Genomic DNA, 12,083 nt, shown 5'->3' with positions numbered 1-12,083 from the left:
TGCTAGCGAGGGGCATGGCCTATTCGACACCTGCATGGGTTACCCGCGACCACTGGGGCTTCCTGTGCGGATCCATCATGGCGCTCGGGGCGTCGCTATCCTTCGCCGCAGCGCGTGCGGGCATCCTGGATGGCCTGGGCGCCGTCGACATGATCTTCGCCCGCTACATCGTGGCCGGCGCGATCATGCTGCCGCTGCTCCTGCGCTATGGCGTGAGGGACTTCGCCGGCATCGGCTTCCGCCGCTCGCTGATCCTCACGTTCCTGGGCGGTGCGCCCTTTGCCCTGCTGCAAACGAGTGGCTATGGATTCGCGCCGCTCGCCCATGGCGCGGTGATCGCGCCCTCGACCGTCACCATCGTCAGCACGATCGGCGCGGCGGTTTTCCTGCGCGAACGATTGAGCCGCAACCACCTGGTCGGTGCCGCCGTCGTGCTCGCGGGTATCTTCCTGATCGGCTGGGACGGTCTCATCCAGCCTGCGGGCGAGCGCGCCTGGCTGGGCGATCTCCTGTTTTTCGCGTCGAGCGTTCTGTGGGCGGGCTTCACACTGCTGTTGCGGCACTGGCGCCTGCCCGCGTTGCAGGCGACCGCGGTGGTGGCGGTGCTGTCCTTCGTGATGACGACGCCGATCTACCTGATGACGATGGGTATTGCGCATCTCCAGGCACTGCCGCTCGGCATGCTGGTCTTCCAGGGACTCGTGCAGGGCGGGCTGCAGGGCGCGATCACCATGGTGGCCTACAGCCAGGCCGTGGTCTTTCTCGGCGTGAGCCGAGCGGTGCTGTTTCCAGCCATCGTCCCGGCTCTCTCGGTGCTGGTCGGGATTCCGATCGTGGGGGAGATCCCGAGCTCACTTCAGATCGGCGGACTCTGTCTCGTCACATTGGGCCTGCTCACGACGGTCGGAACATTCCGACGGATCGGCCTGCGCTGACTCAAGGCCCGCGCACGTCGAGGGTCAGCGCATCAGGGCCGGAACGAAGGCCTGCAGGGCCGCATCGGCATCGGCCGCGGTCTGCTGGTGCGATTGCGCCCAGTCGATCCGGATCTTGATGAAGTGGTCGCGAAAGCCGGTCAGCAGCAGCTTGCTATAGACGCGCGAGTTGCCCTGGGTGACGCCGCTGTAGGTGACGCAGCGGAAGGTCACGCCGCCGTAGGCGCAGCTCGAGGGCACAGAGGGCTTCTGGAAGCTGGTGTATCCTGCATACTTGAACTGCTGTTCGGCCGAGCTGAGTTCGACGTTGAACTGCCCGGTCACGGTCGGATTTTCGCTTCCCGCCGGCACGCGGCGGCCGAGGTCGAAGACCTGGACGCTGATCGTCAGCCGCTTCGGCGTCGAATAGAAGTACGCCATGCCCTGACCCGGATTGTTCGCCGGGGGCGCCGCATAGTTGACCGACCGCTCGAAGGTCGCGCCGCCCAGGCTCGACGGGAAATTGAGCTTCGTCCCGGCATTGGCCGTCGGGGTCGTCGACTGGGTCTGTGCGGCCGCGGGCACGGCGCCCGCGATGGCGAGCAGTGCGGCGACCAGCAGCGCGGCGCTCCTAGACATCGAGGTTCGCGACCTTCAGCGCATTTTCCTGGATGAAGTCGCGGCGCGGCTCGACCACGTCGCCCATCAGGGTCGAGAAAATCTCGTCGGCTTCATCGGCGTGGTTGATGCGGACCTGCAGCAGCGTGCGGGCCTCCGGGTCGAGGGTGGTCTCCCAGAGCTGGTCGGGATTCATCTCGCCCAGACCCTTGTAGCGCTGGATCGTAACACCCTTGCGTCCGGCTTCGAGCACGGCGGCGAAGAGCTCGGTGGGCGAGGAGATCCTCGTCTCCTTGTCCTTCACCGCGAACTGGCCGGGCTTCTCGTAGATGGCCTGGAGCTCGTCCGCCAGCGCGTCGAGCTTGCGCGCCTCGGCACTGCGGGTGAGCGGTCCGTCGATCACGTGCCGTTCCGTCACGCCGCGCAGGCGACGCGTGAAGGCGAGGCCCCCATCGGCGATCGGCTCGCCGACCCAGCCCCGCTCCAGCGGCGGGCTGACGACGTCCAGTCGCCTGGCGATGTAATCGGCGGTCTGCTTGGCGAGTGTGGGATCGGACAGCACGTCCGGCTTGAGGGCGCCGGCGATCGCCGCCTGTTCGATCACGGCCTGGCTGGTGACGCGGCGCGACAGCGCCAGCGGCTTGACGAGGTTGGTCACCGAACGGGCGATGTCGACCGTGTTCCGCAGATCCTCCTTGGCGAGGACACTGCCGCTGCCGAGCTGCAGGGTGGCCCCCTCGAGGCCGGTTTGGATCAGGTGGTCGTCGAGCGCGCGCTCGTCCTTGAGATAGATCGCCGACTTGCCTTTCGCTGCTTTGAACAGCGGCGGCTGCGCGATGTAGAGGTGCCCGCGCTCGATCAGGTCGCGCATCTGGCGATAGAAGAACGTCATCAGCAGCGTACGGATGTGGGAGCCGTCGACGTCGGCGTCCGTCATGATGATGATCTTGTGATAGCGCAGCTTGTCGAGGTTGAAGTCGTCGTGGCCGATCCCGGTGCCGAGCGCCGTGATCAGCGTGCCGATTTCTGCCGAGCCCAGCATCTTGTCGAAGCGGGCGCGCTCGACGTTCAGGATCTTGCCGCGCAGCGGCAGGATGGCCTGGTTGGCGCGGTTGCGGCCCTGCTTGGCCGAACCGCCGGCCGAATCGCCCTCGACGATGAACAGTTCGGACAGCGCCGGGTCGCGCTCCTGGCAGTCGGCGAGCTTGCCGGGCAGCGAGGAGACGTCGAGCGCCCCCTTGCGGCGGGTCAGTTCGCGGGCTTTTTTCGCAGCCTCTCGGGCGGCGGCGGCCTCGACGACCTTGGTCAGGATCTTCCGCGTCTCGGAGGGATGCTCCTCGAGCCACTGGCCGAACTTGTCGGCAACGACGGACTCGACGACCGGGCGCACTTCCGAGGAGACCAGCTTGTCCTTGGTCTGCGAGGAGAATTTCGGGTCCGGGACCTTGACCGAGAGCACGCAGGTCAGGCCCTCGCGCATGTCGTCGCCGGTGAGACCCACCTTCTCCTTCTTCGAGATACCGCTCTCGTCGGCGTACTTGTTCAGCGTGCGCGTGAGGGCGCCGCGGAAGCCGGCCAGGTGGGTGCCGCCGTCGCGCTGCGGGATGTTGTTGGTGAAGCACAGCATCGTCTCGTGATAGCTGTCGTTCCACTGCATCGCGACTTCGACGGTGATGCCGTCCTTCTCGCCGCGAATGGACACCGGCGGGTCGTGCAGCACCGACTTGTTGCGGTCGAGATACTTGGCGAAGGCCTCGACGCCGCCTTCGTAGTACAGCTCGGAAACCTTCTGCTCGGCGGCGCGCTCGTCGGTCAGCACGATGCGCACGCCGGAGTTCAGGAACGCGAGTTCGCGCAGCCGGTGCTCGAGCGTGGCGAAGTCGAACTCCGTGTTGGTGAAGGTGCCGGTCGAGGGCTGGAACGTCACTTCGGTGCCGTGCTGGCCCTGGTCCGCCTCGCCCACGATCTGCAGGTCGCCCTCCGGCTCGCCATGCCGGAAAACCAGATGGTGTTCCTTGCCGTTGCGCCAGATGCGCAGGTCCAGTCGTTCGGACAGCGCGTTCACGACCGCGGCGCCGACGCCATGCAGGCCGCCCGACACCTTGTAGGAGTTCTGGTCGAACTTTCCGCCGGCATGGAGCTGCGTGAAGATCACGTTGGCGGCCGAAATGCCCTCTTCCTTGTGGATGTCGGTCGGCACGCCTCGGCCGTTGTCGCGCACCGTGACCGAGCCGTCGCCGTGCAGGATGACGTGCACCTTGTCGCAGTAGCCGGCCAGCGCCTCATCGATCGCGTTGTCGACGATTTCGTAGACCATGTGGTGCAGGCCGGTCCCGTCATCGGTGTCGCCGATATACATGCCCGGCCGTTTGCGCACGGCTTCCAGCCCACGCAGCACCTTGATGGAATCCGCGCCGTAGTCCTCGGCGCCCGGCGTGATGTCGTTGTCGCTCATGGTCCTGGCTTTCGAAAAACTGTTCAGATCGCCGCGATCGAGCCGTCGGCCACGCGCAGAATCTGCGCGCGGCCGGCAAGCGGCGCAAAAAGTTCGGCATCGGTGCCGGTCATCCAGCTCTGGACGCCGAGCGCCACCACCTCGTCGAACAGCGCCAGTCGGCGCTCCGCGTCGAGATGGGCCGCGATTTCGTCGAGCAGCAGCAGCGGCGGCCGGCTGCGCGCCAGGGCCACCAGCCTTGCATGCGCCAGCGCGATCGAGACGAGGACGGCCTTCTGCTGTCCGGTCGAACCTTCGGCCGCCGGCAGGTCGAGATCGAGATGGCGTACCGCGAGGTCGCTGCGATGGGGGCCACAGGCGGTGGTGCCGGCCTCGGCATCGCGCGACCGGGTGGCGGCCAGCTCGCGGCGCAGCCGATCCTCGACATCGATCGCCGCCATCGTGGCCAGCCAGCCATCGACCTCGCCGGCCATGGCGAGCGACGCGCGCGGGAAGGGGCCGATGCCCAGCCGTGCCGCCGCGTCGAGACGCTGCACCGTGTCGGCGCGCGCGGCGGCCAGGGCCACGCCGTGGCGGGCCATCGTGTCTTCCAGGGCCGTGAACCAGTGCGGATCGCGATTGCCCCCCGGCCGTCCATCCGCCAGCAGCCGCGCCCGCTGGCGCATCGCATTCTCGTAGGCCGCGACGTCGCCGGCATGCTGGGGATGCAGCGCCGTCACCAGCCGGTCGAGGAAGCGCCGGCGCTCCGACGTGCCGTCGAGGAACAGGCGGTCGAGCTGCGGCGTCAGCCACACCGCCGCAACGTGTCCGCCGAGCGCGGTCTGGCTCTGCATCGGCCGGCCGTCGATCCGCACGGCACGGCGCGGCAGGCCGCCATCGCCGCGGCCGGCTTCGAGGCCGGTGCCGATGGCGACCCGTCCATCGGGTGTATCAAGGGTCGCGGCCACCGCCCAGCCGGCGGCCGCGGGCTCTCCGGCGCGGGGACGGCAGCAGACATCGTCGAGCCGGGCGCGCCGCAGGCCGCGGCCGGGCGCCAGGTAGGACAGCGCCTCGAGCAGGTTGGTCTTGCCCGCCCCGTTGGGGCCGACCAGGACGACCGGCTCGGCGCCGCAGTCCAGGCGGAGCTGCCGGTAGTTGCGGAAATGGGTAAGGCGAAGCTGGCGCACGGCGAGGAGTGCCGGCGCAGCGCCCGATACGGCGTCGGAAGAATAGGCGAGGGCGCTGATGGCCTGTGCCGTCATACCCGCATCGGCATGAGCACGTAGAGCGCGCTCTCGTCGGCACCGTCGCGCACCAGGGTGGGCGAGCCGGCGTCGGCCATCAGGAAGCGCGCTTCGGCGCCTGCGATCTGCTCGGTGATGTCCAGCAGGTAGCGCGAATTGAAGCCGATCTCGAGGGCCGTGTCCTTGTATTCGACCTCGATCTCCTCGGTGGCGCTGCCGGCATCCGGGCTGGTGGCCGAGAGCGTCACGACACCCTTGGCGACGGCCAGCTTGATGGCGCGCGACTTTTCCGTGGAGATGGTCGAGACGCGGTCGACGGCGTGCGCGAATTCCTTGCACGGCACGTTGAGGACCTTGTCGTTGCCGGTCGGGATGACCCGCTCGTAGTCGGGGAAGGTGCCGTCGATCAGCTTGCTGACCAGGGTGACGTTGCCGCTGGAGAAGCGGATGCGGGTGTCGCTGAGCTCGACATCGACCGTGCCATCGCTCTCGTCGAGCAGCTTGCGGACCTCGCCCACGGTCTTGCGCGGCACGATCACGCCCGGGATCTCGCCGGCGCCCTTGGGCAGCGGCACCTCGACCCGGGCCAGACGATGGCCGTCGGTCGCCACGCCGCGCAGCACCTGCGTTCCGGCCACGGTCGCGGCATGGAAATAAATTCCGTTCAGGTAGTAGCGGGTCTCCTCGTTGGAGATCGCGAACCGGGTGCGGTCGATGATGCCCTTGAGGTCGGCCGCCGGAAGCTGGAACCGGTGCGGCAGGTCGCCCTCGCTCATCGCCGGGAAGTCGGCTGCCGGCAGGCATTGGAGCGTGAAGCGCGAGCGGCCGGCCCGGATGACCAGGCTGCTGTCGTCGGAGGCCGTCTCGAGCTCGACCTGAGCGCCATCCGGCAGCTTGCGGACGATCTCGTACAGCGTGTGGGCCGGCGCCGTGGTCGATCCGGTCTTGGAAGCGCTCGCTTCCACCGACTCGGTGATCGCCAGGTCCATGTCGGTCGCGGCCAGGCTCAGCCGGCCCTTGTGGGCGGTGACCAGCACGTTGGACAGGATGGGGATCGTGTTCCGCCGTTCGACCACACTCTGCACATGGGCAAGCGCCTTCAGGAGGGCTGCCCGTTCGATCGTCAGTTTCATGGGTTGGTCGCTATAACGAGGGCCAAAATACGCGGTTCAGACACCCCGTTTCACCGGCTGCGGAAATCCCGGCGGAACGGTCGGAGACTATACCACGCGGCGTCGCATCGGGAAGCGAATTCGCCCGTATTTTGAGGCCCTTAGAGCCAGTCCTGACGCAGAACGGGCCCCTTTCGGGGCCCGCTACCAAAAGTGTCTGAAGGGCTCAGCCTTGCAGTTGCCGCTTGAGCAGTTCGACGTCCTCGGCAATCGACAGGTCGGAAACCTTGAGTTCCTCGATTTTGCGCACGGCATGCATGACCGTGGTGTGGTCGCGGTTGCCGAAGCGCTTGCCGATCTGCGGCAGGCTCAGCGTCGTGAGCTGCTTGGCCAGATACATCGCCACCTGGCGCGGCCGCGCCACCGAGCGGGCCCGCCGGGGCGAACTCATCTCGGCGAGCTTGATGTTGTAGTGCGAGGCGACCCGCTGCTGGATCTCGTCGACGGTAACCTTGCGGTCGGCCTGGCGCAGCAGGTCGTGCAGCACGTCCTGCGCCATCTCGACGGTGATCTCGCGGCCGATCAGCTGGCCGTGCGCGACGACGCGGTTCAGGGCGCCCTCGAGCTCACGGATGTTGGTGCTGATCTTGTGCGCGAGGAACTCGAGCACGTTGGCCGGCACCGGCACGCGGGCATTCTCGGCCTTGGTCTGCAGGATCGACAGCCGCAGCTCGTAGGTCGAAGAATGGATGTCGGCGACGAGGCCGCTGCCGAGGCGCGAGCGCATGCGCTCCTCGATGTCCTGCAGCTCGCTCGGGGGCTTCTCCGAGGACAGGATGATCTGCTTGTTCTGCTCGACGAGCGAGTTGAACGTGAAGAAGAACTCGTCCTGGCTGGCTTCCTTGCCGCAGATGAACTGGACATCGTCGACCATCAGTACGTCGACGTTGCGGAACAGCTCCTTGAACTGGCCGGTGTTCTTGGTGCGCAGCGCCTGGATGAAGCGGTTCACGAAGCTCTCGGCCGTCAGGTAGAGCACGCGGGTCTTGGGATCGCGCTCGCGGATGACATGCCAGATCGCATGCATCAGGTGAGTCTTGCCCAGGCCGACGCCACCGAAAATGTAGAGCGGGTTGCGCTCGGGAAGTGGCAGGTCCTGTTCGGAGATGTTGCGTGCCGCCGCATAGGCGAACTCGTTGGGCTTGCCGACCACGAAGTTCGCGAAGGTGTAGCGGCCCTCGGGCGCCTGCGAGAGTTCATCGGCGCCGCGGCCGATCGGCGGGCCCATGCGTGGCATCGGCGGTTGATGGTTCTGCGACGAGGGCACGGGCGGCATCGCGATGATCTCGTTCGGACGGCGTGGTGCCGGCGGCGGGACGAGGTTCACCTCGACGCTCTTCACCTCGGGCATCACCGACTGCCAGTAGGCGACCACGCGGTCGCCATAGTGACGGCCCACCCAGTCGCGCACGAAGCGGGTCGGGGCGTAGAGACGCAACTTGCCGTCCTTCAATTCGCCCAGCTCGACCTCGCCGAACCACGTCTTGAAGGCCTTGTCCCCGATTTCCTTGCGAAGCCGATCACAGACGCGCACCCACTGCGCTTCGAGCTCTTTTCGGCCCGCCCCTTCTTCCATACCTGCCCCCGCCACGATGTTGGTCTCGAAAACTGCGTTATTGTTGTTGCCTTGGATCGGCGATTGAATGCGATTCACGTTTGTCTCCACGGAAGCCCCGCTGCCTTCCATCCCCTCGTTGCGCCGCGCTTGCCCTGCGCATCGAGAGGCCCCTCAAAGCCGTCTGCCACATTGAGACACGTACTGTATCCGGCCGCGGACATGGCTTTCGCCGCCGCGACCGATCTCACCCCACTTCGACACAGAAAGAGCAGAGGCACCGTCTTGTCCGCCAGCGCCTGCGAAAGCGCGCCGACGAAATCAGGATTGACCTGCATGCTCGGGAAGAGCTGCCATTCGACCAGGCCCGGCTTCTTGTCGAGGCCGGCGAGATCGGGCACGCCCACATAGTTCCACTCGGCGCGCGTGCGTACGTCGATCAGGATCGCGTCCTTCCGTTCGCCGAGAATTTTCCAGGCAATCGCTGGAGTCACGTCACCGGCGTAGCCGGCCGCGGGGGACACTTCAAACGTGTCTGCTGTCTTGTTGTCTTTCGACATGGCCCCCGCTTTCATTCGTCGAAGCGAGGCGTTGTCCGGCGAGCCAGCAAACGAAGGCGACACACAACACGGCAAGAGGGAACGAGGGATGTTGAACGAGCGTCGCTTATGGGACGCTTCATCTTCTTATCGATCGTCGAACTTGCGAAGCGTTGTGTACCTGTCTCCCACATTCGTCGTTTTGATGGAGAGGAATCCCCTCTTCTCCATCAGGCCCGCGATCCAAGCGCCCCACGCCCCGTCGCGATGAGCAGAGTCTTATCCAGAGTCTCAGAGGCGCGCAAACGAATCACTCGACCAACACCACACGCTATTCAGCCACTTCGTGGTGTGACTCGATTGACAAGTTGTTCGAGTCGATTTTGCGACTCATGCGTCGCGTAGCGGCGCTCAACATCTAGCGCTCGTTGGGGCGCATCATTCGATAAATTCGAATCGTATGTCGGTCGGCCAATCGACCACCAAACGATCATTGCAGAAAAGCGCCGAGATTTTTTTTCGCGCTCGTCGTCGGCGCAAAAGAAAACGCCGCTCGGAGGAGCGGCGTTCACAAAGTCTGAAACGAGGATGAAGAAAGCGTCAGGCCATCGCCTTGATGCGCGCCGAGAGGCGCGACACGCGGCGTGAGGCGGCGTTCTTGGTCACGATGCGCTTGGTCGCGCCGCGCTGGATCTCCGGCTGCGCCAGACGCAGCGCCTCCTTGGCGGCATTCTTGTCGCCGGACGCGATCGCCTCTTCGACCTTCTTCACCGATCCCCGGACGCGGCTGCGGCGGGCCGTATTCACGGCGGTGCGGCGCTCGGTCTGGCGGGCGCGCTTCTCGGCCGACTTATGATTAGCCATGTTAGTCCTCGTTATTCGAAGGGCGCGCTTATACGGGCCGTATCCGTGCCGGTCAAGCGCGCCAAACCCGCCAGATCAGCGATGTTTCCAGCCCGGCTTCCGCTTCTCGGCGAAGGCCGCCATGCCTTCCGCCCGGTCGTCGAAGGCGAAAGTTGCGTGAAAAGTACGACGCTCGAAGCGGATGCCCTCCGAAAGGGTCGTTTCGAAGGCGCGGTTGACGGCTTCCTTGGCAACCATCGTGGCGGGCAGCGACATGCCGGCGATCTTCTCGGCGGTGGCGATGGCATCGTCCATCAGCTGGGCCAGCGGCACGACGCGGCTGACCAGGCCGCAGCGCTCGGCTTCGGCCGCGTCCATCATGCGGCCGGTCAGGACCATGTCCATCGCCTTCGACTTGCCGACGAAGCGCGGCAGGCGCTGGGTGCCGCCCGCGCCCGGAATGGTGCCCAGCGTGATCTCGGGCTGGCCGAACTTGGCGTTGTCCGCAGCGATGATGAAGTCACACATCATGGCCATCTCGCAGCCGCCGCCCAGGGCGTATCCCGCCACCGCGGCGACGATCGGCTTGCGAACGTGGCTCACCTTCTCCCAGCCGACGGTGATGAAGTCCTGCAGGAAGACGTCCTGGTAGGTCTTCTCCTTCATCTCCTTGATGTCGGCGCCGGCCGCGAACGCCTTGTCGCTTCCCGTGAGCACCATGCACCCGATGCCGGGATCGGCTTCGAACGCATCGAGCGCGTGGCCGAGCTCGCGCACCAGGTCGGCGCAGAGCGCATTCAGCGCCTTCGGGCGGTTCAGCCGGATGATCCCGACGCGGCCCTTGGTTTCCGTCTGGATGTTCTCGTATGCCGTGGTCATTTCCTCATCTCCCTCGAACGTGTCTTAGCGCTGGCAGCGGGCGCAATAGAAGGTGGATCTGCCGGCCTGCACGAGGCGGCGAACCGTCTGGCCGCAGTCGCGGGTCGGGCAGGCGATGCCGGCCCGGTCGTAGACATTGAAGCGCGTCTGGAAATAGCCGAGTTCGCCGCCGGGCTGAACATGGTCGCGCAGGGTCGACCCTCCGTCCGCGATCGAACGGTTCAGCACCAGCTTGATCGCCTCGACGAGGCGACCCGCACGCTCTCCCTTCACCGTGTGAGCGGATCGGCGCGGCGAGATGCCCGCCAGGAACAACGCTTCGCACGCATAGATATTGCCCACGCCCACCAGGGTCTTCTGGTCGAGCAGCGCCGCCTTGATCGGCGTCCGGCGGCCGGCGAGGCGGGCGGCCAGGACATCGCCGGTGAAGGCTTCGTCGAGCGGCTCCGGGCCCAGTCCCTTGAAGAGTTTGTGGCCGGCCACCGCATCGTTCGCCTCCAGGACCATCAGTCCGAAGCGGCGGGCGTCGTTGAAGCGGACCTGCCAGCCATCGTCCATGTCGAACACGACATGATCGTGCCGGCCGAGCGGATGGCTGGCCGCGCTCTCGGCATCGTGCAGGGTCATGCGGCCCGACATGCCAAGATGGACGATCAGCGTCTGGCCGTCGTCGAGGCGGATCAGCAGGTACTTCGCGCGCCGGTCGATGCCCGTGACCGTTCGCCCCTCGACCTTCGCGGCGAACTTCGCCGGCAGGGGCACCCGCAGGTCGGGGCGACGCTGCTGCAGCCGCACGATCCGCCGGCTGACCAGGCGCGGCATCAACCCGCGCCGGACGGTCTCTACTTCAGGAAGTTCTGGCATGCGCGCCGGCCATGTACAGTGCGGTCGATGAGGAGACAACAGCGGGCATTAAACGTCCTGCGACCGGCCGTGACCATGCTCGTCATCGGTCTTTCGCTGGTGGCTGTGTTGTCCTGGCTGGCGCCATGGCACTGGGTCTTCGAGCTGCTGACCCATTTCCATGTCTATTTCCTTCTGGCAGGTGCGGCACTTGCCGTGGCCGCAGTCAGCCTGCGGCAGTGGTGGACGGCCGTTCTTTCGTTGCTGGTCGTCGCGGTGAGCTTTTCGGTCGTGTTGCCCCATGTCCACCTGCAGCCGACCGATCTTCAGCCTCAGAGCGGTCCCATGGTCCGCCTCATCTGGGCAAACCTGCATCATCGCAACACCGATCTGAACGCCATGCGGCGCCTGATCGAGACGGAAAAGCCCGAGATCGTGGTGTTCACGGAACTCGACCCGGTTCACGACGCCGTCCTGCGCGAGGTGCGGGGCTTGCTGCCCTTCCAGTCGTCCCCTCCGCGCAGCAACATCTTCGGAATCATGCTGCTCGCCAGGAAACCACCCGAGTTGCTGAAATTCGATGGGGCGATGGGTGACTACGCGCCGCTCATGGTGGCGCGGCTGTGCCCGGGGGATTCGGGCTGTCTCACGCTCCTCAGCCTGCATGCCTGGCCCCCCTTGCCGCCGTGGACCGGCGCCCGCGACCGCCAACTCGCCCATGCCGCTGCCGTGGCGCGCCGGCATGTCGACGAGGGCGAGCGCGTCGTCCTGGTGGGAGATCTCAACCTCACGCCGTTCTCACCGGTCTTCGACCGGCTGCTGGCGCAAAGTGAATTGTGGGACACCAACATCCTGCCGGCCGAGCGACCGCGCACCTCGCCGTCGATCGCGACCTGGTGGCTGGAGAATACGGGGATCGGGCTCCCGATCGACCACGCCCTCGTAAGTTCCGGAATCGGAATCGTCAGTCGCCGGGTAGGACCGGACATCGGCAGCGACCACCTGCCGCTGATCCTGGACTTGAAGATCGCGCCCTGACCGT

At 66.1% G+C, this 12,083-nt stretch carries 11 protein-coding genes; 2 read left to right on the top strand and 9 right to left on the bottom strand.

The features are described 5' to 3' along the window. Window positions 1–14: 14 nt before the first annotated feature. Window positions 15–935 (top strand): DMT family transporter, encoded by a 921-nt coding sequence (locus tag ACT6UX_RS02925; RefSeq protein WP_444773633.1) that lies wholly within the window; start codon window positions 15–17, stop codon window positions 933–935. 24 nt (window positions 936–959) lie between these two features. Here the strand turns inward: ACT6UX_RS02925 and ACT6UX_RS02920 are convergent, their stop codons facing one another. From ACT6UX_RS02920 to mutM, 9 genes are all read right to left on the bottom strand, one after another. Beyond that, window positions 960–1,553, bottom strand: coding sequence for a hypothetical protein (locus tag ACT6UX_RS02920; RefSeq protein ID WP_444773632.1), 594 nt, complete (start codon window positions 1,551–1,553; stop codon window positions 960–962). Continuing rightward, window positions 1,546–3,987, bottom strand: coding sequence for a DNA topoisomerase (ATP-hydrolyzing) subunit B (gene gyrB / locus ACT6UX_RS02915; RefSeq protein ID WP_444773631.1), 2,442 nt, complete (start codon window positions 3,985–3,987; stop codon window positions 1,546–1,548). The genes ACT6UX_RS02920 and gyrB overlap by 8 nt, the downstream gene beginning before the upstream one ends. 23 nt (window positions 3,988–4,010) lie before the next feature. Beyond that, a complete protein-coding gene (gene recF, locus ACT6UX_RS02910) occupies window positions 4,011–5,228 on the bottom strand; it encodes a DNA replication/repair protein RecF (protein WP_444773630.1) in 1,218 nt (405 codons plus the stop codon). Continuing rightward, window positions 5,225–6,343: a DNA polymerase III subunit beta gene (gene dnaN, locus ACT6UX_RS02905; RefSeq protein WP_444773629.1), complete on the bottom strand. Its 1,119-nt coding sequence runs from the start codon at window positions 6,341–6,343 to the stop codon at window positions 5,225–5,227. The genes recF and dnaN overlap by 4 nt, the downstream gene beginning before the upstream one ends. A 205-nt stretch (window positions 6,344–6,548) precedes the next feature. Then, window positions 6,549–8,036 (bottom strand): chromosomal replication initiator protein DnaA, encoded by a 1,488-nt coding sequence (gene dnaA, locus ACT6UX_RS02900; RefSeq protein ID WP_444773628.1) that lies wholly within the window; start codon window positions 8,034–8,036, stop codon window positions 6,549–6,551. Then, the gene (locus ACT6UX_RS02895; protein ID WP_444773627.1) at window positions 8,033–8,497 is read right to left on the bottom strand and encodes a rhodanese-like domain-containing protein; all 465 of its coding nucleotides are present in this window, start codon (window positions 8,495–8,497) and stop codon (window positions 8,033–8,035) included. The genes dnaA and ACT6UX_RS02895 overlap by 4 nt, the downstream gene beginning before the upstream one ends. 579 nt (window positions 8,498–9,076) lie before the next feature. Continuing rightward, window positions 9,077–9,340, bottom strand: a complete 264-nt coding sequence (gene rpsT / locus ACT6UX_RS02890) for a 30S ribosomal protein S20 (protein WP_444773626.1) — start codon at window positions 9,338–9,340, stop codon at window positions 9,077–9,079. A gap of 75 nt (window positions 9,341–9,415) precedes the next feature. Continuing rightward, window positions 9,416–10,198: an enoyl-CoA hydratase gene (locus ACT6UX_RS02885; protein WP_444773625.1), complete on the bottom strand. Its 783-nt coding sequence runs from the start codon at window positions 10,196–10,198 to the stop codon at window positions 9,416–9,418. A gap of 24 nt (window positions 10,199–10,222) precedes the next feature. Beyond that, complete coding sequence (gene mutM / locus ACT6UX_RS02880; RefSeq protein WP_444773624.1) at window positions 10,223–11,062, bottom strand: bifunctional DNA-formamidopyrimidine glycosylase/DNA-(apurinic or apyrimidinic site) lyase; 840 nt, start codon at window positions 11,060–11,062, stop codon at window positions 10,223–10,225. A 75-nt stretch (window positions 11,063–11,137) separates the two neighbouring features. Between mutM and ACT6UX_RS02875 the strand changes: the two genes are divergently transcribed. Then, the gene (locus tag ACT6UX_RS02875; protein WP_444773684.1) at window positions 11,138–12,079 is read left to right on the top strand and encodes an endonuclease/exonuclease/phosphatase family protein; all 942 of its coding nucleotides are present in this window, start codon (window positions 11,138–11,140) and stop codon (window positions 12,077–12,079) included. Window positions 12,080–12,083 lie beyond the last annotated feature (4 nt).

This window comes from Reyranella sp. (genome assembly GCF_052439685.1).
Taxonomy (GTDB): domain Bacteria; phylum Pseudomonadota; class Alphaproteobacteria; order Reyranellales; family Reyranellaceae; genus Reyranella.
The sequence above is the reverse complement of the archived record's forward strand: the minus strand, read 5'-3'. Positions and strand labels throughout refer to the sequence as shown.

What these genes read in the sequence shown, in the direction of transcription:
- dnaN (WP_444773629.1), bottom strand. Translation starts at nt 6,343, where the DNA reads ATGAAACTGACGATCGAACGGGCAGCCCTCCTGAAGGCGCTTGCCCAT.
- mutM (WP_444773624.1), bottom strand. Translation starts at nt 11,062, where the DNA reads ATGCCAGAACTTCCTGAAGTAGAGACCGTCCGGCGCGGGTTGATGCCG.
- ACT6UX_RS02920 (WP_444773632.1), bottom strand. Translation starts at nt 1,553, where the DNA reads ATGTCTAGGAGCGCCGCGCTGCTGGTCGCCGCACTGCTCGCCATCGCG.
- recF (WP_444773630.1), bottom strand. Translation starts at nt 5,228, where the DNA reads ATGACGGCACAGGCCATCAGCGCCCTCGCCTATTCTTCCGACGCCGTA.
- ACT6UX_RS02925 (WP_444773633.1), top strand. Translation starts at nt 15, where the DNA reads ATGGCCTATTCGACACCTGCATGGGTTACCCGCGACCACTGGGGCTTC.
- ACT6UX_RS02895 (WP_444773627.1), bottom strand. Translation starts at nt 8,497, where the DNA reads ATGTCGAAAGACAACAAGACAGCAGACACGTTTGAAGTGTCCCCCGCG.
- gyrB (WP_444773631.1), bottom strand. Translation starts at nt 3,987, where the DNA reads ATGAGCGACAACGACATCACGCCGGGCGCCGAGGACTACGGCGCGGAT.
- ACT6UX_RS02885 (WP_444773625.1), bottom strand. Translation starts at nt 10,198, where the DNA reads ATGACCACGGCATACGAGAACATCCAGACGGAAACCAAGGGCCGCGTC.
- rpsT (WP_444773626.1), bottom strand. Translation starts at nt 9,340, where the DNA reads ATGGCTAATCATAAGTCGGCCGAGAAGCGCGCCCGCCAGACCGAGCGC.
- ACT6UX_RS02875 (WP_444773684.1), top strand. Translation starts at nt 11,138, where the DNA reads ATGCTCGTCATCGGTCTTTCGCTGGTGGCTGTGTTGTCCTGGCTGGCG.